The 20,833-nt window shown below is 39.4% G+C and carries 15 protein-coding genes; all 15 read right to left on the reverse strand.

Annotation, left to right across the window (positions count from 1 at the left end; genetic code table 11):
- Positions 1–3: 3 nt before the first annotated feature.
- The 15 genes from rfbB to Q0625_RS13705 all read right to left on the reverse strand — a co-directional run bounded on the left by rfbB (position 4) and on the right by Q0625_RS13705 (position 20,500).
- Positions 4–1,026, reverse strand: coding sequence for a dTDP-glucose 4,6-dehydratase (gene rfbB, locus Q0625_RS13635; RefSeq protein ID WP_298828409.1), 1,023 nt, complete (start codon positions 1,024–1,026; stop codon positions 4–6).
- A gap of 1 nt (position 1,027) precedes the next feature.
- Positions 1,028–1,897 carry a dTDP-4-dehydrorhamnose reductase gene (rfbD, locus tag Q0625_RS13640; RefSeq protein ID WP_298828410.1) on the reverse strand — a complete coding sequence of 290 codons (870 nt, stop codon included), beginning with the start codon at positions 1,895–1,897 and terminating at the stop codon, positions 1,028–1,030.
- 10 nt (positions 1,898–1,907) lie between these two features.
- Positions 1,908–2,474 (reverse strand): dTDP-4-dehydrorhamnose 3,5-epimerase, encoded by a 567-nt coding sequence (gene rfbC / locus Q0625_RS13645; protein ID WP_298828412.1) that lies wholly within the window; start codon positions 2,472–2,474, stop codon positions 1,908–1,910.
- Positions 2,475–2,481: 7 nt separating this feature from the next.
- Entirely contained in the window at positions 2,482–3,360 is an 879-nt protein-coding gene (rfbA, locus tag Q0625_RS13650) for a glucose-1-phosphate thymidylyltransferase RfbA (RefSeq protein ID WP_298828415.1), read from the reverse strand.
- Between the two features lie 196 nt (positions 3,361–3,556).
- Entirely contained in the window at positions 3,557–4,480 is a 924-nt protein-coding gene (locus Q0625_RS13655) for a hypothetical protein (protein WP_298828417.1), read from the reverse strand.
- Positions 4,481–4,492: 12 nt separating this feature from the next.
- Positions 4,493–5,572: a DUF4625 domain-containing protein gene (locus Q0625_RS13660; protein ID WP_298828420.1), complete on the reverse strand. Its 1,080-nt coding sequence runs from the start codon at positions 5,570–5,572 to the stop codon at positions 4,493–4,495.
- A 31-nt stretch (positions 5,573–5,603) separates the two neighbouring features.
- Positions 5,604–7,910: a TonB-dependent receptor gene (locus tag Q0625_RS13665; RefSeq protein ID WP_298828423.1), complete on the reverse strand. Its 2,307-nt coding sequence runs from the start codon at positions 7,908–7,910 to the stop codon at positions 5,604–5,606.
- Positions 7,911–8,006: 96 nt separating this feature from the next.
- A complete protein-coding gene (locus Q0625_RS13670; protein WP_298828425.1) occupies positions 8,007–8,357 on the reverse strand; it encodes a hypothetical protein in 351 nt (116 codons plus the stop codon).
- A 48-nt stretch (positions 8,358–8,405) separates the two neighbouring features.
- Positions 8,406–8,915: a rod shape-determining protein MreD gene (gene mreD / locus Q0625_RS13675; RefSeq protein WP_298828428.1), complete on the reverse strand. Its 510-nt coding sequence runs from the start codon at positions 8,913–8,915 to the stop codon at positions 8,406–8,408.
- Positions 8,908–9,750 (reverse strand): rod shape-determining protein MreC, encoded by an 843-nt coding sequence (mreC, locus tag Q0625_RS13680; protein WP_298828431.1) that lies wholly within the window; start codon positions 9,748–9,750, stop codon positions 8,908–8,910. The genes mreD and mreC overlap by 8 nt, the downstream gene beginning before the upstream one ends.
- A complete protein-coding gene (locus tag Q0625_RS13685; protein ID WP_009641709.1) occupies positions 9,751–10,779 on the reverse strand; it encodes a rod shape-determining protein in 1,029 nt (342 codons plus the stop codon).
- Between the two features lie 310 nt (positions 10,780–11,089).
- A complete protein-coding gene (locus Q0625_RS13690) occupies positions 11,090–12,523 on the reverse strand; it encodes a RagB/SusD family nutrient uptake outer membrane protein (protein WP_298828435.1) in 1,434 nt (477 codons plus the stop codon).
- Positions 12,524–12,535: 12 nt separating this feature from the next.
- A complete protein-coding gene (locus Q0625_RS13695) occupies positions 12,536–15,619 on the reverse strand; it encodes a SusC/RagA family TonB-linked outer membrane protein (RefSeq protein ID WP_298828437.1) in 3,084 nt (1,027 codons plus the stop codon).
- 334 nt (positions 15,620–15,953) lie between these two features.
- On the reverse strand, positions 15,954–17,417 hold the full coding sequence (locus Q0625_RS13700; RefSeq protein WP_298828440.1) for a RagB/SusD family nutrient uptake outer membrane protein: 1,464 nt from the start codon (positions 17,415–17,417) through the stop codon (positions 15,954–15,956).
- 11 nt (positions 17,418–17,428) lie between these two features.
- The gene (locus Q0625_RS13705; RefSeq protein ID WP_298828442.1) at positions 17,429–20,500 is read right to left on the reverse strand and encodes a SusC/RagA family TonB-linked outer membrane protein; all 3,072 of its coding nucleotides are present in this window, start codon (positions 20,498–20,500) and stop codon (positions 17,429–17,431) included.
- Positions 20,501–20,833 lie beyond the last annotated feature (333 nt).

The raw sequence follows: 20,833 nt of genomic DNA on the forward strand, positions 1-20,833 counted from the left end.
AGACTATAGCAAATCCTTAAAATAAGAGAGATACCAATCAATAGTTTTGACAATCCCTGTCTCAAAGTTTTCCTGTGCTCGCCAGCCCAATTCAGTTTCAATTTTGGTAGCATCAATAGCATAACGACGATCGTGCCCTGCTCGGTCTTTGACAAAGGTAATCAAGTCTTTGTAAGACTTACCCCCTGCCAAAGGTCGTTTTTGGTCTAACAATTCACAGATATGTCCTGCAATAAAGAGGTTGTCACGCTCGTTACGCCCTCCTATATTGTAGGTCTCCCCTGCTCTTCCCTTATGATATACCAGATCGATCCCTGTACAGTGATCCAATACATAAAGCCAATCGCGTACATTCTTACCATCCCCATAGATAGGAATCGCTTCTCCCTGTAGCGCCTTACGGATAATGGTTGGAATTAGTTTTTCCTTATGCTGCTTAGGTCCGTAGTTATTGGAGCAGTTGGAAGTGGTTACATTCATTCCATAGGTATGGAAGTAAGCCCTCACAATCATGTCCGAAGAGGCTTTGGAGGCACTATAAGGTGAGTTAGGTGCATAAGGAGTTGTCTCAGTAAAGAGACCTGTCTCCCCTAAAGTACCATATACCTCATCTGTAGAGATATGGTGGAAACGTGCTTCTTTATAGGCTTCTTTCACTACAAAAGGAGCTTCCATCCAATGGTGACGTGCGACATCCAAGAGGGTAAAAGTCCCGTGTATGTTGGTGGTGATAAACGCATCAGGATTAGCAATAGAGTTATCCACATGAGATTCGGCAGCAAAGTGAATCACTCCTTGGAAATCATATTGCTTAAAGAGAGACTCTATAAGTTTTCTATCACAGATATCTCCTTTCACAAAAGTATAGTTAGGGGCATGCTCTACCTCGGTAAGATTAGCCAAATCTCCTGCGTAAGTGAGTTTATCCAAATTCACCAAGTGATAATCGGGATATTTCTGTGCAAAATAGACTACAAAGTTAGCCCCGATAAAACCTGCTCCGCCAGTAATTAAAATATGCTTCATCTTATATTAATACGGTATTATGAGACATCAAGGATACTAAAGAATCTCTCCAATAAGGAACGAAGAAATTGAAATCCGTTTTGAGTTTGTTTTTATCCAATACAGAATAGGCAGGACGTGCCGCAGGAGTTGGAAAATCTTCTGTTCTACAAGGAATTACCTTGCAATCGCTACCGGCGAGTTTGAGTATTTCTACTGCAAAATCATACCAAGAGCACACCCCTTCGTTAGAGAAGTGATATACATCTTGTCTGCCCCTATATAGTTTATTTTCAATAACAAAGATAATAAAACGCGCTAGATCTTTGGCATAAGTAGGCGTACTCACCTGATCAAATACTACCTTGAGTTCTTTACGTTCTTTACTGATGCGCAAGATATTTTTTACAAAGTTATTCCCAAAGGCAGAATAGAGCCAAGAGGTTCTTAGAATTAAGAAATCAATATCAGAATGCTGCAAAGCACTCTCTCCTAACAACTTAGTTTGCCCATAAGCTCCTAGTGGAGAGGTCGCATCAGTTTCTGTATAGGGTATATTCTTATCTCCTGCAAATACATAATCCGTAGAGAGGTGGATACAAGCACTATTATGATCTGTACAGACATTAGCTATATTTTTTACTGCAAGGTGGTTCACAGCATTAGCTGTTTCTTTATCTATTTCAGAACCATTAACATTGGTATAAGCTGCACAATTGATAACTAGTTCTATCTTATGTTTCTTAAAGAAAGCATTTACCTTATCAATATTGGTTACGTCCAACTCATTTCTTGTGGTAAAAATATAGTTATTTGTAACGTTTTGGTTCAATTCTTGATGAATTTCCATAGCAAGTTGCCCGCTTGCTCCTGTAATGAGTATATTTTTCATATATGATGTTTTAATATAATTTTTCTTTGTAATCAAATAACCATGCATCCTTTAGAAGAGGGCTTTGCTTATCCTTTGCAGAAAGAATAACATCTTTGGTAGGGATTTTCCAATCAACAGCGATGGTACCATCACTCCAAAGGACACTACCCTCATGAGTAGGTGCATAATAAGCATCACACTTATATTGGAAAACTGCTTCCGGACTTAGTACCACAAAACCATGTGCAAAACCGCGCGGTATAAAGAACTGTCGCTTGTTCTCTCCTGTAAGTTCCACTCCTACATAACGTCCAAAGGTAGGAGAACCCTCTCGTATATCCACTGCTACATCCCATACCGCACCACTGACTACTCTAACGAGCTTAGACTGAGCATAAGGAGGTTTTTGGAAGTGTAGTCCCCTAAGTACCCCATAGGTAGATTTGGATTCATTATCCTGAACAAAGGTGGTACTACATATATTTTCTATAAATCTTTGTTGAGAGAAGGACTCAAAGAAATATCCCCTATCATCAGCAAATACTTTGGGTTCTATAATAACAACGCCTTCTATGTCTGTTTGTATAATATTCATTTTTCAACTATTTAGATTTTACTAAGTCCAACAAATATTGTCCATAACCATTCTTAGAGAGTTCCTGAGCAAGTTCCTTGAGTTTTTCCTTACTAATCCAGCCTTTATGGTAAGCAATCTCTTCCAAACAGGAAATTTTTAATCCTTGTCGCTTTTCCAAAGTCTCCACAAAGTTGGTAGCCTCTGTTAAGGAATCATGAGTTCCTGTATCTAGCCAAGCAAATCCACGTCCTAAGAGCTGTACCTTAAGTTCTTTTGCTTGTAAAAACTCTTGGTTTACTGAAGTAATCTCCAGTTCTCCTCGTGCTGAAGGTTTTATCTGTTTGGCTATTTCTATGACCTTATTAGGATAGAAATATAAGCCTACAATGGCATAGTTAGATTTTGGTTTTTTAGGTTTTTCTTCTATAGAAAGGACATTACCCTCCTGATCGAACTCAGCTACTCCATAGCGTTCAGGGTCTTTCACATAATAACCAAAAACTGTAGCCTTTTGTTCTTGCTGTACATTGGTCACCGCTTGAGAGAGCATTTGAGAAAAATGTTGACCATAGAAAATATTATCTCCCAAGATAAGACACACATCATCCTTTCCGATAAATTCCTCTCCGATAATAAAGGCTTGTGCTAAGCCATCAGGAGAAGGTTGTTCAGCATAAGAGAGATGAAGACCAAATTGACTCCCATCCCCAAGCAAACGGTGGAAAGCAGGAGCATCTTCAGGGGTAGTGATAATAAGTATATCCCTAATACCAGAGAGCATAAGCACTGATAATGGATAATAAATCATAGGCTTATCATAGATAGGAAGCAACTGTTTAGAAACCCCTTTGGTAATAGGGTAAAGCCTTGTACCTGAGCCTCCCGCTAAAATAATTCCTTTCATACTGAATTTTTCGCAAAAGTAAAATAAAAAAACGGATTAACAAGCCGCTTTATACTTTATTTATGAATAAAATTAATAAACAATTAACAAGCCATCTATGATTAGTGATTAGAGGTTAGTGGCTAGTCATTTAGAGTTAGAACTAAAAGCGATAAGGGCGAATTGTCATTCGCCCTTACTACTATTGTTCTCTATCCTACATCCAGTAAGTAGCAGAATCATGTTTATCTCGTGCCTCATCTATAAGTGCTTTCACTCTTTCAGGAGTAATGCCATAGTAGTCAGCTATCTCTTTGTAATAGCGAGCAGTGTCTTCTTCCCCTCCTGAGGAGATAGAAGTAATCACTTGTACTGGTATCTTCTGAGAGAAATCGGTAGTACTACGTGCTTTCAACTCATCACCAGGGGCATTGAAAGGATAAAATTCCCCTTGTTGATTATTTTTATTCTTAGTTCCTCTTAATACATGGAAAAGACTTATTCTTATATCATATTTTGCATAGGCTTTTCCAGGAGCAAAATAGCCTTTTAATCCCAAAGGGTTATCAGTAAGTACAGAACGTTTGGTACTATTTTTTTCATCAATTAAGTCTCCAATAGGTACTTGTTCAGGATCTGTATCACGATAGGTGTAAGTAAATAAAGAAGCTGTATCAGTACTTTCTTGTTGGGTTTTGGTATCGGTATAGCTTTTTACTTCAAAGAAGTGCTGGTGGATAGGGAGCATCTGTGCACTAGTAAATTCGTGATTCATACGCTCGCCTTTGCTATTGTAATAGACAATTTCCATGGCATAGTGTGCCCCCTCTATCATTACCACAGGAGAGGCGTCGGTTAGTATCTTCCCATCCATATCCTTACGTACCCAGTTTTTGGTCGTTTGATCCAGTTCAAACTTGAACCTTTGTACAGGTGCTATGATACTTTCAGGATCTCCATGGAAGCGTACCCCATGAAGGTGTCCTCTGCGGATAACAAATTCTACTCTAGTGGGATCCTCATGACCTTTGTCCTCTTTTTCATTGTTAGGCTTTTGAGGCTCTTTACTGCATGAGGTAATTGCTATCCCTAAAAGAGTGGCTGTTAGTACTGTTTTTAGTGTGCTTAATAAGTGTTTCATCTTGTTGTTCTTTTAATTTTGTTTTAGGTTGTTTGTATAATCAGCAGGTCGGTTGAACTCAAAAGAAAGTTCATAAGTATTACTCTCGTGCTTGTATTTTAGCTTCACAATAGGCGTATTTTTTGCTTTAGAGCTTTCCAAAGCAGGCTTATTAGGATTTGCATTCCAAAGGATCTCTGCGTCTGTTTCTTTTAGCTCCTTGTTAGAGAAAGTAGCGTAGAACTCTTCCTTAGTAAAGTTTTTCACAGAATACCCCTTGTCATCATTTTCTCGGATATATTGATAAGGTTTGGTACTGAAGAAAGAGATATACTGCTCAAAATACTCAAAAATCTCTTTAGGCTGGTCATTCTTAGCTTCTTCCCCTGTAGCATCTAAGGGAGTGATGGTAATACTATCCACTCCTTCGTAGCTTTGGTAAGGGCGAATATCTAAATCAAATACATTCGCAAAGCTAACCGCTACTTTATATTTTGCAAAAGGTGCTTCTTGGCGAGTGGCCTCATACACCAAGGGTTCAAAAGGATTGGACTGCTCATAAGCAACATTTCCATTGCTGAATTTGGCTATAAAATCATCCTTCTTTAAAGCAATACTTTTGTTTAGCACCCCTAATTGTAAAGTCGCAAGTGAAAGAGTTTCATTCTCAGTGAAATCTCTTTTCTTCTCTACCTTCAAGACTTCTTTAACAGAGGTTGTTTGACCATTTTGATCGGTAACAGAAAATAAGAAATCATAATTCCCCTCTTTAGCATCGGCAGGAATATCCACATGTTTGTGTATTTTTCCTCCTTTTTTCCCTACAAATTCAGTAGAAATTTCTTCTATCTTGAAAGAAGACTTTCCGCTGGTATAAGTAATCTGTAGTTTGGTCTCCTTAATCATTCCTTCAGCAGAGAAAAGAGCTTCTATATGTACATCATCACCTATATGACCTATTTTAGAGTTTTCATGTCCTAACTCCAATTCTTCTATTTTAGGAGCTGGTGTAGTTATTCCATTTTTTTCATCCTCTTTAGAGCAAGCAAAGAGTAAAGTTGCAGAAAGTGCTACAAAAGAGAGTTTTTTAAGTACATTCGTTATTTTTTTCATTTTTTTCTAATTTTAGTATTCAACAATCTTTTTAAAAGTTATAATTCAATCTCAGATATACATTACGCCCCAAGTCATGCGCGTAATAGCGGAAACGGTTGGTGTATTCCTTATACAGTTGATTGAAAAGATTTTCAGCAGAGAGCCTTACTGAGAGGGTTTGCTGCTCACCTATAGCAATAGTACCTCCTATGGCTGCCTCAAAAAGGTGATAGGCATCGGGAGTGGTGGCTACCAACTCCTGCGAAGGCTCAAAACGCGTTTGCTTAGCTACAAAGGTATGTCCTATACTTGCCTCGAGACTCTGAAACAAACCCTTGGGTTGGGATTTCCATTCCAAAGATTGACTCAAGCGTGGGGTTGGAATAAAAGGAAAATATCTATGAGTCTTCAGCTCATTGGCAAATACTACCGAGCCTCTTAGCCCATAAGACAGACTCTGGGCAAGTGCCCCCCACTTGGCAAGCCTTACCGAGGCATCTATATCAACTCCACGGAAGAAAGCATCCGCTTGAGTATATTGGAATATAGGATATACCCCAGAAAATAAAGTGCGTACTTCACCCGTAGGATAGTCATAGATATAGTTCTTGATAAGCTGCACATAAGCATCAGCTGTAAGACGTACCCCCCTATCTGGATGGTTATAGCTTAAAGAGGTAATCCATTTGGCACCTGTTTCAGGACTCAGTGAGGCCTCTCCCAGATTATAAGTACCTGCTCCATGATGCAAACCACTGCTATAGAGTTCATTGACCTGAGGTGCACGCCACGCCACTCCTATATTGCTACTAAGTGAGCTATGAGGTGTAGCCTGCCAAGCCCCTCCTAAGCTATAGGTGATATTATGAAAATTATGTTCACCACCATAACGCTGGGAATACATATCATAACCATCTGCACTAAGATACTTATAATCATAACGCAATCCTGCCTCAGCATTCCAATTATCCTTGTGATACTTCTCTATAGCAAAAGCTCCATAGCCCACTGAGGCAAAGTTCGGTATCACAGGCACCACCCCTGTTCCAGGTTGGTTATAGTTATCCTGCAAGGAAAAACTACCCCCTAACAAAGTTTTCCAATGAGGTGCATCCATATTCTCCCAAAAGACCTCCGCCAGATGGGTAGTTAACCACATATTAAGGGCTGGAATACGAGTTCTATCCAATCGGCGCACACTGAATTCCTGTCGGATATCCTTTTGGAAAGCATACTGGGCAGTGAGTTTTCCTCCGAAAGGGAGGAAATAGTAAGCCTTCGCCTTGAGCAGGTGATGAACTACTTTCTGCTTGGGCGCCTGTATACTATAAGAAAAAGGATAAGTGGTCAAGGGACGACCTATCTCAAACCGAGCTAATAAATCATCTAAGTTACCTATATGGGATCCATAGAAGACACTACTTTCATTCTCGTATCGGCTATAGAACAGTTCTGCGGCTACTGTTTCTTGTTGCATGCCTATGGCTGCAGAGAAATTGGCCTCTGCTGCAGCTGTATTATTCAGCATATAATCTGCCGTATGGATATCTCCAGAACGCTTAAGGGTGCCTTGTAGGCGCCATGCCCAATGGTGTAGATGTGGCACACCACTCTCTAACTTTAAAGTGGTGGCCGTTTTTCGTCCATTGGAAGCAAAGGAAGGAGAGATCTGCCCATGCAATCCATCTCCATAAGGAAGTTTATTGGGAGTAATCACCACAACACCCCCTAAGGCATCAGAGCCATAACGAACTGCATCAGCTCCCTTAACTACCGCAATCCTATCAGCCACGGCTGGGTCTATCTCAGGGGCATGATCTGCTCCCCATTGTTGTCCCTCCTGGCGTACTTCGTTATTGAGAATTAAGATACGATTGCTATGTAGGCCATGAATAACTGGTTTGGCTATGGTAGCTCCTGTTTGTATCATGGAGACCCCCGTTACCGTAGTGAGCACCTTGGCCAGCTCTTCCCCTGATTTTTGTTGGAGCTTGGGTTTATCTATGGCTACTGTAGCTGTTACAGGTTTGGCTACATGCCCTATAAGGGTTGTTCCTGCCAACTGATTGACCTCCTCCTGCATGGTTACTCTATAAGGGTTAGGTGCAGGAATGGTTATAATAGCTTCATAGTCCAAGAATCCTAAGTAATTTACCTTAATAGGGTATTTCCCTTGGGATAATTTGGGAATGCTTACTTTACCATTGGAATCACTTACAAAATGTTTGCCTACAAAATGGACTACTGCACTGGGTAAAGGCTGTCCTCCTTTGTCCTCTATTATCAGGTTAAGCGTCTCTTGCCCATAGAGAGAAAAGGTCACAGCAAAGAGAAAAAGACTCAATAGCTTTTTCATAATGACAAATTACAATTAATGATTAATGTCAAATAATGACTAATGCCAATAACTACCAATGATTAATAATAGTACTAATCATTGAACAATTGACAATTAACAACTAACCATTAAAGAAGGAGGTCCTCTGGTGAGAGGTTGAATAAAAGAAGATTGTGTTTTTTCCTCATGTAAGAAAAAAACATCTGTTACATCTGTTGATAAAAGATGATAAATAAAAGTAGTAAAGATGAAGTTTTGGTGCAACTGGAAAAACATACAGTCATGATGCTTTTCCGCTTGAGAGATATGGGTATCATGATCGCACTTCTTACCATGAGCATAAGTACATAACTCCTTTCCTGAGTAGTGATTATGAAAAAATTCACCTACAGGAAAAGCTATTTTCAACATGCTTAGCAGCAGTAAAAAAGCAAAAACATGAATATGTAACTTCCTCTTTTTCATTGAGACCGCAAAGCTACAAAAATAATATGGTAAAAGCAAGAGATTTCTTTAATACTTCACTTCCTTGCGGCTTGAGATAAGCTGTGACACTAATAGACAGACAATAGACGTAAAGGTCACATTGACCAATGTCTTATTCAATGAATAGAGCCATAGCTGCCATTGGAAAGTCTCTAATAGAGAAAAAATAAGATGGAAAATAAGGGAGAAAGAAAGTATATAAAGCATTCGCAGCGTAAAACTTACTTGTAACAAGCCCACCGCTTGACCTTCAAAATTCTGACCAAAAAACAAACGGATTAGTAAAGGGCGAAGAAAGACGATACATAGAGTAGCACAGCCATAGATTCCACTGGTATTGGAAAGTATATCTATGGCAAGACCGGAGAGGGTAGCTAAAAGTAGTAAGAGCGCTTTATTCTCTACCACTGGATAGGTCATGAAGAAAAGCAAATATACGGCAGGATTGGCATACCCAAACAAGTTCATATTGTTCAGGAGTATACCTTGCAAAAGTACCCAACCTATGAGTTGTAAAATATAAGACAAACTATTCATCTGCTTGCTCTTGTATCTGTTCTTCTAATTGTTTGATAGGGATTTGCTCTTTGTTTTTGATAATATATACATGTTGCAATTGCTGCATATCTGTAAATAACTTCACTTGGGAGAGCAGAGAGTTATCCCTTGTGTTAGCATTGACATTGAGCACCTTTCCTATGGGAATACCTTTTGGGAATATGCTCGAATGTCCAGCAGTAACGATAGAATCGCCTACAGAAATGGGAGCAAGGCTTGGTATATCAGTTAATTGTACTATAGTGGGATCCTTCCCATCCCAAGAGAGCGTACCATAGTAGCCCGACTTCTTGTGGGTGGCACTAATCTTGGAGAGTGTATTGAGTACGGACTGTACTGAGGCATACCGAGAGGTAGCCTTGTCAATGATACCTACAATTCCCTTAGGAGAAACTACTCCCATATCCTGATGAATACTATCGCGTGTTCCCTTATTGATTATCAGATAGTTTTTGGACAAATGATAGCTATTCTTTATAATCTCTGCCCTATATACCGCATATTGCTCTGGGGAATATAGCAGTATAGGTTCTTTAGAGAGTTCTTCCAGCTTTTGGGCACGCTCCTTAAGTAGTTGCTCGTGCAATTGCCTATTCTCCTTGGCTAACTGCTCGTTCTGTTGCTTGAGGGAGAAATACTCCTGAACCCCATTGCGTAGAAGATAAACATCCCCTACTACATCAGTGGCTATATATAGGAACTTGGACTGCTGGAAAGAATTTCCATTGAGCACAAAAGAAAAAGAAAAAGCAAATAAAAGCAGGAAAAATAGGAAATCTTTTTGTCGCTTAAAAAACAATAAAATCAGCCGCATCTATTTCATCAAAATAGTTTTGAACTTCTCTATATTTTTGAGTGTAATTCCTGTTCCTCTTACCACAGCACGTAGTGGATCTTCGGCTACATATACAGGCAAGTCGGTACGCATAGAAATACGTTTGTCAAGCCCACGTAACATAGAACCACCCCCTGCCATATAGATACCTGTATTGTAGATATCCGCAGCAAGTTCTGGTGGCGTTTGGGAAAGTGTTTCCATAATAGCGTCCTCTATACGTAGGATCGATTTGTCCAAGGCTTTTGCCACCTCTCTATGAGAAATCTCTACCTGCTTAGGCTTTCCTGTAAGAAGGTCTCGCCCCTGTACAAGCATAGGATCAGGTGGAGAATCAATATCCTCGATAGCTGCTCCTGTGTTTATCTTAATATTCTCGGCTGTAGTCTCCCCTATATAAAGATTATGTCGGGTACGCATGTAATAGATAATATCATTGGTAAAGACATCCCCTGCAATCTTCACTGACTTATCACAAACAATACCTCCTAAGGAAATCACCGCAATCTCGGCAGTACCTCCCCCTATATCAATAATCATATTACCTTTGGCTTGCATAATATCCAAACCTATCCCGATAGCTGCTGCCATAGGCTCATAGATGAGGAATATTTCCTTACCATTGACCCTTTCACAGGATTCACGTACAGCACGCATCTCTACCTCGGTAATACCTGAAGGGATACATACTACTATCTTAAGTGAAGGAGAGAAAAAGCGCCTTTTAAGCGGTGGAATACTCCTAATAAAAGCATTGATCATCTGCTCTGAGGCGTCGAAGTCAGCAATGACCCCATCTTTAAGTGGGCGAACTGTCTTGATACGTTCGTAGGTCTTTCCCTGCATGAGTTGCGCTTCCCTACCTACTGCAATAATCTTATTAGTGCTTAAATCACGAGCCACAATAGACGGACTATCCACCACTACCTTATCCTTATGAATAATCAGTGTGTTTGCTGTCCCTAAGTCAATGGCTATCTCTTCTGTTAAGAAATCAAAAAATCCCATTGTAAAATCTTTTATCTATGTTAAATAAATATATATTATTACGACAAAATCTAAAAGTTATCTCGCTTGTAGAGTGATAACTCTTTTTAGCCGTCAAAGGTATGAAAAAAAAATCAAAGAAAAACCTATAAAAATGTTTTTTATTAATAAAAATATCAACATTTCTTATTTTACTGCTTTTCCCATTTGGAATATTCGTGTAAAAGCATAGATACCTTGCCTCAATATCAAAAATACTTGAAATAAAAAAGCCGTTCCCTAAGACAAGGAACGGCTTTTGGAAAATAATATAAGGAAACCTGCGATGTTATTAGTATCCTTCATTTTGTGATACACCTGCACTATTAGGGCTATCTACCTCTGACTTAGGTATAGGGAATGCCAATAACTTATCACCTATATTTCGGCTTCGGATAACACTACCCGCACTATTAAGTTGCGGAATGGCTACTCCCCAACGGAGTAAATCCCAATAGCGTTGCCCCTCACCTACAAGCTCTCTTACACGCTCTTTCTTGAGATCATCCAAGGTTACAGCAGAAACTGCTGCAAGACCTCGTTCGTGGCGGAGCCTATTGTAATAACCCTTGGTTTTATTACCTGTACCTCTGCGGTCATCAGTATTAAGATGGGCTTCTATGGCATTGAGCAATACCTCTTCGTAACGAATTACCTTGATGTTATTACTTCCTTGTAGCCCATAGAACTTATTATTAAGGAAATACTTAGTTTGCCCTCCTAAGCTACCGGAGGTAATCAGATTCTTTCTCACATCTCCTGCTTCATAGAGATTTACTGCCTGCTCAGATACCGCCAATTGGGCATAACCTGGAGAGAAGTGTACCAAGTAGTCATAGGCATCAGAACTCAAAGAGCTGCTAGTTCCTACCGTAAGTTCAAAGATACTATTGGCGGCATCGGGTTTAGAGAATGAGCCTTGTAAGTCATCCTTGGCAGCTACTGCATACTTCCCTGAATTGATAATTGCATCGGAAAGTTCAGCTACTTTAGCATAATCATGTTTGTAAAGATAGTAGCGAGAAGCGATTGCCTTGAGTGCCAAGGGAGAAATATAGTTTTTCTCGGACGAACTGGTCTGCTCTACCACATCACCTATGGATTCAAATAAAGCACTGGCTCGGTTAAGATCACTTTCTATCTGCGCCTCTGTTTGTGCCACAGTTGCACGAGTAGAGTTAGCATTAGGATCGTACTGCAAAGGCACAGGCACTCCTAAAGTACCAGAGGCATATTGCTGACCATAGAGGCGAAGCAAATCAAAAAGCGCTAAGGCACGTACCGTATAGGCTTGTCCTTTAAGTCGCTTGATCTCATTGGCTGTCTCCTGTGGATCATTACTTCCTCCCCAAGTGAGGTTATCAGCTGCATTGATAGCAATATTGGCATTCCCAATCACCCTATAAATGGCCTTCCATGTATTTTCTCCATCAGAATCGGTTGTCTTCATGGTATAGGTAGAGATTCCTAAGAGACGACCTGTTTTTTCGGTATTATACATCTCATCAGAGCGTATTTCTCCATAGGCACGATAATAAGACCCTAAGTAATAGACATCACGCATCTTTACATAAGTTCCATTGACAAAAGAGGTAAGCTGCTCTACGGAGCTGAGCGGTGCCATTTGTTCTCCTTGGTGGAATTGGGTTTCTGTAAAGTCCTTACTGCAAGAGGTCAGTGCAAAACCTGTAGTAAGAGAAAGGAGGGTATATATAATTTTTTTCATTGTATATCTGTATTATAGGTTAACATTTACTCCAAAACTTACGGTTCTAAGGGAAGGAAGTCCAAAAGCTGTTTGTCCTCCTACAGAATAGTCTGGGTCTCCCTTGAAGTTCTTATCAAAATTATGTGTCCAAAGGTTGTCACCCAAGGCATAGAACTCTAAGCCCTTGAAATAAGTCTTTTCTAACCACTCTGTTTTAAGTTTGTAAGAAAGCTTTACAGTTTGTAAGCGTAAGTAGTCACCTTTGTATAGGAAACGAGAGGATGACTCAGTAGACCCTGTATTTTTACCCCATATAGGTTTAGGGTTATCAGAATTACGATTTTCAGGTGTCCAATAGTTGTTATATTGAGACTTGTAACCTGGGTAGATATGAGTAATTCTACCATCGCTACGTCCAAATTGACCTAAAGCATCATAGATTTTGTTACCAAAACCATAAGAGAATTGTGCCAAGAGTGTCCAGTTCTCATAAGAGAGTTGGGTATCAAATCCACCATATAGGGTAGGAATAGCGCTACCTTGTACGGCTTCATGAGCTTGATTATAGTCTTCGGTGGTTGCTCCCCCTTCTCCATTGATATACCAGCGAGGATTTCCATTTTCAGGATTGGCACCTGCCCATTTCTTAAGATAGAAAGAGTTCACCGCTTCTCCCTTACGAATAATACGACGACCTGTGATGATATCATTCTCATCATACATCTTGGTAACCTCATTCTTTAGTGTACTGATATTTCCACCAAGGCTCCAGTTCAGTCCGTTTTCGCTTTCAAGTATTTTGGCATTGAGGGTAAATTCAAGCCCCTTATTCACCATTTCCCCTATATTAATGAATCTTACTGCATCTTCTGTACGTTCATCATAAGCCCCTTGAGCGATAGAAAGCGGTGAGGCAAAAATCATATCCTTGGTTTGCTTATTAAAGTAAGCCACAGACAAGGTAATTCTGTCCTTGAACAGTCCTAAGTCAAAACCAATATTGAGAGGAGAGAGCGTTTCCCAACGTAAATCCTTATTATTCACCCCTACAGGATAAGCTCCTGGGGCATTGTTATAGTTGTAACTATATCGGTATAGCGCATAAGGAGAAACATCCACCAAGTTACCTACTTGTCCATAGGAGGCTGAGAGTTTCAATTGGGATATTTTCTTCCATTGTTTAAGCGCCTCCAAGCGAGCAAAATCAAGTCCTATCCCTACGGAACCAAAATAACCTGTTTGATTCTCTGTCCAGAAGTTGGACACACGGTCTTGGCGACCAGAGAGGTCTAGTAGGAAGAACTTATCATAGTCATAGTGAGCAGTGAGGGCGTAACCTCCGCGAGAATCCACATTATCAGTACCTGTAGTACTTACGGGAGAGATAAAGTTATATAAGGATTTGAGCTTATCGGAACCTACTTGTTGTGCTTTAGCTCCTAAGACTTGCTTATCGGTACGATAAGCCTCTTGAATCAGGTTCACAGAGAAATTGTTCTTATCCTTGATCTTGAAGTCATAGGAAAGTATGTTCTGTACATTGAAGCTAAAGATACGAGTAGCATACCAAGTACTTTCTCCTCTGGTTTCCTTACCATCCCCATGCAAAGGAGAGAGGTAACTCTTTTGGGTAAGATTAATATACTCAGGGGCGAAAACAAACTTATAAGTAAGGTTATCCCAAAGCTTGTAATCAGCTTGGAAGTTACCAAAGCCTCTGACTGTCTCAGCCTTATACTGGTTGATACCTTGTAGTGCTGCCACATTATGGAGTCCGTTTCTCAATTCCCCATTAACCCCATAATTGTAAGTACCATCAGGGTTATAAGCCCTGTCAATAGGCTGCAAGAGGTATTGTCCTAAGATAGGGTTTCCGTAATTTGCCCCATCAAGTTGGGTAACTGTTTGCCCATAAGAGAGCTGAATATCTGTAGCCAAAGTAAGGCGATCACTTGCTTTATAATTGATTCGGTTAGAGTTAGTTACACGGTGAAACCCTGTTGATTTCACAATACCATCTTGGTTATAATATCCCACAGAGGAGTAGTAGCTTAACTTATCATTTCCTCCAGATACAGAAGCATTGATTTTCTGCATAAGAGCAGCAGCATTTTCAGTAATTTTTCTCCAATCGGTATTAATGTGTCTGTTGTTATAAAGTTCTTGTAAGGATTCCCCTATATCTCCTGTAAGTGTACCTGCATTAAGAGCTGCTAAGAGCGCTGTTTTGTTATTATTTGGGAAAGCAGCCGCTCCTTCAGCGGAATTAAGATAGGAATCATATAGGATACTGAGCCACTCGGCTGTGGTAAGGAGTTCTTCCCCTGCCGAAGCACGAGAAACTAGCCCTACTTCACTGCTTAGATTGTACTTAGCATCACCTTTTTTACCTGATTTGGTGGTGATAATAATCACCCCTGTACCTGCATCTGCTCCATATACAGCGGTAGAAACGGCATCCTTGAGGACGGTTACACTCTCTATATCATCATCGTTGAGGTTGGCCAATACGTTAGTAGAGTAGATATCTCCCTGTGAATGGTTCCCTTGGTTCACACGTACCCCATCAATGATATAAATAGGGTTGTTGCGCCCATTGACAGAAGCCTGACCACGAATACGTAGATTGGCATTACCCCCAGGTTGTCCAGAGGTCACCCCTCCTTGTACCCCTGCTACTTTTCCAGAGAGCGCTTTATCCACAGAGGCAGCGGCGCTATTGGAGATATTATCCACTTTTCCTATGGAACCTGTAGCCTCCTTTACAGCTTTTTTCTGTCCAAAACCAACGAAAACAAACTCATCGATTTCTTTCACATCCAAGAGCAAGGCCACATCCAATTTTCGGGTCTTACCCGTTACCTTGTGGTCTTGAGACTTGTATCCGATAGAAGAGAATTCCAGTACATCTCCCTCTTTTACTTTAAGGGAGTAAGCACCATTCTCATCCGTAGAAACCCCTTTGGTAGTACCCTTGACAATGACAGAGGCACCTAGCATAGGTTCTAAGTTCTCGTCCTTCACCACTCCTGAGACTGTTTTCTCCTGAGCGAAGGACACTTGTAATACTCCTAAGAATAGAAGCAATAAATAAGCAACTTTTTTAATTCTCATATATCAACTATTTAACGACGTTGCAAAATTACATAAAATATTCTAAACAGAATTATTTTTTACATTTATTTAAATACAAAGATTTTTAACCTATCAATAATCATATATTAAAAATAATTTACTAACCTCTATCATTTAATACCTAAATGATTGATTATTATTCTTTTACAGAAGAAAAAAGAGTCTTTTTCATACATAATAAAAATAAATTCTACAAGATATATTATAGATAGAAAAAATATCTTATATTTAATACATATTCAAAAAACAAGAAAACTGTTCCATAAGAAGGAACAGTTTTCCGAACTAAAGTATAAAGGGATTGCTCTTTCGTTTAGTATCCGGGATTCTGGGTAACATTACTGTACTCACTATCTATCTCGGACTGAGGAATAGGGAAAGCAAAGAGCCTATTAGGTACTGTCTTGTTATTAGCTGCGTCCGCCACTCCTGTCTTATTATATTGAGGAATTATTATAGTCTTGGTATGGTTATCCTTTTCATAATAACTCCAACGAAGTAAATCCCAGTAGCGGAAGCCCTCTCCTAAGAGTTCTCGACTACGTTCCTTGGTAAGTTCTTCAAAACTAACAGCAGTTGTTGTGGCGGTAAGTCCTCTTTTTTGTCTTAATGTATTATAGTATCCCTTAGTCTTATCACCACCACCTGTTGGATCATCACTACGCAAGTGTGCTTCTATAGCGTTGAGATAAACCTCTTCTATACGAATGAGTTTGATATTGGATTGTCCTTTTAGATCTGTGAATTTGTTATCTAAGAAATACTCTCTTTTTATACGTGTCAAAAGATTCTTTCTTACATCATTACTTGCATAAAGGTTTACCGCTTGTGGTGTTACTCTCAGTAATCCATATCCATTACTATTAAGAAGAAACTCATAGGCACTAACCCCCAAGCCCCCTGTAGCTCCTACAGCCAATTCAAATACACTATTAGATGCATTGGGTTTGCTGAAAGAAGTAGACATATCCACTCCTGGAACAATTTCATATTTGTTAGAGTTTATCACCTCATCAGAAAGAGTTGCTGCTTGTCCAAATTCTCCCTTATACATATAAAAGCGTGACAAGAATACTTTTACGGCAAGAGGAGAGAGATAGGTCTTGTCTGCAGTATCTACCAATGTATTGAGATTTCTTCCTGAAGCTACTTCTGTAAAAAGTTCTAAAGACTTTTTAAAATCAGCCTCTATCTGTGCTTCCGATTCGGCAAGGGTAGCACGTGTAGATGTTGCTGTAGGATTAAAATCCAATGGTAGAGGTATTCCCAATGTACCTCCCGTATATTTTTGCCCATAGAGGCGAAGTAGATCAAAAAAGACAATAGCACGAATAGCATAAGCCTCTGCCTTAAGAGTTTTTATCTGTTTGACCAATGCATCAGGCGTATTATTTTTCATAGAGGTAAGCGCATCAGGAGCGTTAATCACCTTATTAGCATTTCCTATAACTCTATATGCACTATTCCAAGTATTGGTTGGGTCACCCTTGGTTGGGTCCAGCATATAGTCAGATGTATAGGTCATACGCTCAGTAGATTGAGAATTGTACATCTCATCGGAGCGTGCTTCTCCATATCCTAAGTAGTAACAGCCTAAATAATTTACATTACGCATTCTTGCATAAGCACCCTTGACAAAAGAATTTAGCTCTTCAAGATTCTTAATAGGTGTTGCTTGTGTCTGTTGGTAGAACTTTGTTTCTGTAAAATCCTTACTACAAGAGATAAGAGTAATACCACCAGCAAGGGAGAGGAAAGTATATAATATTTTTTTCATTTTCTTACGATTTATAGATTAACATTTACACCAAAACTTACAGTTCTAAGTGCAGGTAATACAAAATTAGCTACACCACTGGAGGAAAGATCTGGATCCCCCTTGTAGTTTTCATCAAAATTATGAGTCCAAAGATTGTCCCCTAGAGCATAGAATTCTAAACCTTTCAAATAAGTTTTTTCAAGCCATTCAGGTTTTACCTTATAAGAAAGCTTAAGGGTCTGTAGGCGTATATAATCTCCTTTGTATAAGTAGCGAGAGGAATCAGAGGAAGAGTTCCTATTACCTCTTCCTAAGATAGGCTTAGGATCCCTTGCATTTCTGTTATCCACAGTCCAATAATTACCTGCTTGGGAAGCATATCCTGGATAATTAAGCAAACGGCGTCCGTCTGTTCTTACAAAACCTCCAAAGTAATCCAATATCTTATTACCTCCTCCGTAAGAGAACTGAGCTATAAGCGTAAAGTTTCGGTAAGAGAGTTTGGTATCAAAACCACCAAATAAGGTAGGAATATGGCTTCCTTGTATTCCGTAACCAGCCTTGCTATAATCATTAGTTGTTTCTCCTCCTTCTCCATTGACATACCATAGAGGATCACCATTCTCAGGATCTACTCCTGCCCATTTCTTCATATAGAAAGAATTGACTGGTTCTCCCTTACGGATAATACGTCCTCCACTTATGATATCCTTATCTCCATAGAGCTTAAGTACTTCATTCTTTAGAGTAGAAAGATTTCCATTGACTTCCCAGTTGAACCCGTCACCATCGTTCTGAATAAGCTTAGCTCCAACAGTAAATTCCAAACCATAGTTGACCATTTCGCCTATATTCTTATATACACTTGCGCTGGAAGAGCCTTGTGCGTTGGAAAGAGGTACAGCAAAAATCATATCAGAAGTTTTCTTATAGAAATAAGCCACTGATAAGGTATATCTGTCATTTAGGAATCCTATATCCAAACCTACATTGAAAGGAGAGAGCGTTTCCCAACGAAGGTCTTTGTTATTCACCCCATTTTCATAAGCTCCCACTTGGTTGTTATAGTTAAGTAAATAAGCATAAGTTGCATAAGGTGATACATCTACCATATTTCCCACAGAACCATAGGAAGTTGATAGTTTCAATTGAGATATTTTTTTCCACTTTTTAAGGGCATCCAAGCGGGCAAAATCAAGTCCTACTCCTATAGAGCCAAAGTAACCCGTCTTATTATCCTCCCAAAAATTGGATATCCTATCCTGACGACCTGATAGATCAAGTAGGAAGAACTTATCATAGTCATAGTGAGCTGTAAGAGCGTATCCACCTCGAGAGTTTACAATTCTGTTTCCTGTAGTACTATGAGGAGTGATAAAGTTGGACAAAGAAGTAAGTCCGCTAGGGCCTGTCATACGAGCTTCAGCTGACAAACGCTTAGAATCAGAGCGATAAGCCTCCTGGATAAGATTAACAGAGAAGTTATTATTATCCTTGTACTTGAAATCATAAGAAAGTATATTCTGTACATTGAAATTGAATACACGTCTTACACTCCAAGAGCTAGCCCCTCCTTTGGTAAAACCATTTCCATGCAAGGGGGATTGGTATTGATCTTCATACACCTCTATATATTCAGGAGCGAAGACAAACTTATAATTAAGATTTTTCCATATCTTATAATCAGCTTGGAAGTTAGCAAATCCCCTAGTTGTTTGGGCTATATTATAACTGAGCTCTTGTACAGCTACAGCATTGAACAGACTATTAGAGAGCTTTCCTCCTGCATCACCTAAGTTAAGGGTACCATCAGGATTATAAGCACGGTCGGTAGGACGAAGCATATACTGCATAAGGATAGGATTGGAGTAAGTTGCTCCATCGGTCTGTGCAGTTGTCTGTCCATAAGAGAGTTGAATATCAGTAGCTAAAGTAAGTTTGTCACTTGCTTTATAGTTGATTTTATTAGAATTAGTTACACGATGAAAACCTGTTTCTTTTACAATCCCATCTTGATTGTAATATCCTAAGGAAGAATAGTAGCTGATTCTATCATTTCCTCCAGATACAGTCCCATTTATTTTTTGCATTAGGGCTGCTCTGTTTTCAGTAAGAGCACGCCAATCGGTATTGATGTCTCTATCATTATAAAGTCCTTGTATATAAGCACCATACCCTGTACTTAATGATTTGTTATTAAGTGCATTCATAAGTGCTTCTTTGTTATTATTAGGGAAAAGCCTCATACCTTCTTGTGAGTTAAGGTAAGCATCATAAAGGAGGTTAAGCCACTGGGGGGTGGAGAGTGGTTTTTCTCCAGCTACACCACGAGTAACAAATCCTACTTCACTGCTCAATTTGTACTTAGCTTCTCCTTTTTTACCAGACTTGGTAGTGATGATGATCACCCCTGCTCCTGCATCTGCTCCATAAGCAGCTGTAGAAACCGCATCCTTAAGGACGGTTACACTCTCTATATCATCATCATTGAGGTTCGCCAAAATGTTAGAAGAACTTGTTTGACTAGAGAGGTCTCCTTGGCTGACACGTACTCCATCTATGATATAGATAGGATTGGTACGCCCATTGACAGAGGCTACCCCACGTATACGGATATTAGCGGCACCTCCAGGTTGTCCTGTAGTTACCCCTCCTTGTACCCCTGCGATTTTCCCTGAAAGGGCTTTGTCCACAGAGGCAGCCGCACTATTGGAAACATTATCCACTTTTCCTATGGATCCTGTAGCCTCCTTTACAGCTTTTTTCTGTCCGAAACCAACGAAGACAAACTCGTCAATTTCTTTTACATCCAAGAGCAAGGCAACATCCAACTTACGAGTTTTACCTGTTACCTTGTGGTCTTGAGATTTGTATCCGATAGAAGAGAATTCCAACACATCCCCATCTTTTACTTTGAGGGAGTAGGCTCCATTCTCATCGGTAGAAACCCCTTTGGTAGTACCCTTGACAATAACAGAGGCACCCAGCATAGGTTCTAAGTTCTCATCCTTCACTACTCCTGAGACTGTCTTCTCCTGGGCGAAGGACACTTGTAATACTCCTAAACATAGGAGTAAAAGATACAACACTTTAGTTCTCATATATCAATTATTTTAACAAAGGACAAAATTACAAAAAACAAATAGAATGGAATTATTTTTTAAATTATATTTAACTACAAAATACAATAAATATCAACTCATCAATTTATATAATTATTTTTTGATTAGTTTATTTTTTTACCGTATTTTTCAAGTAATCAATGGATTAACAAGTGTGAAAAAGTGATAAATAAGAAAAAACAACCATCTATATTGAAATAAATAAAATATTTTAAATATTAAACTTCTTTCTTTCAGTCTTTACTCTTTTTAATTGTTTCGTTTATCTTGCTATTTCTATTAAAATGGTAATTTTTATATGAGAGTTCAGTA

This window comes from uncultured Capnocytophaga sp., from assembly GCF_938029845.1.
In the GTDB taxonomy this organism is placed as follows: domain Bacteria; phylum Bacteroidota; class Bacteroidia; order Flavobacteriales; family Flavobacteriaceae; genus Capnocytophaga.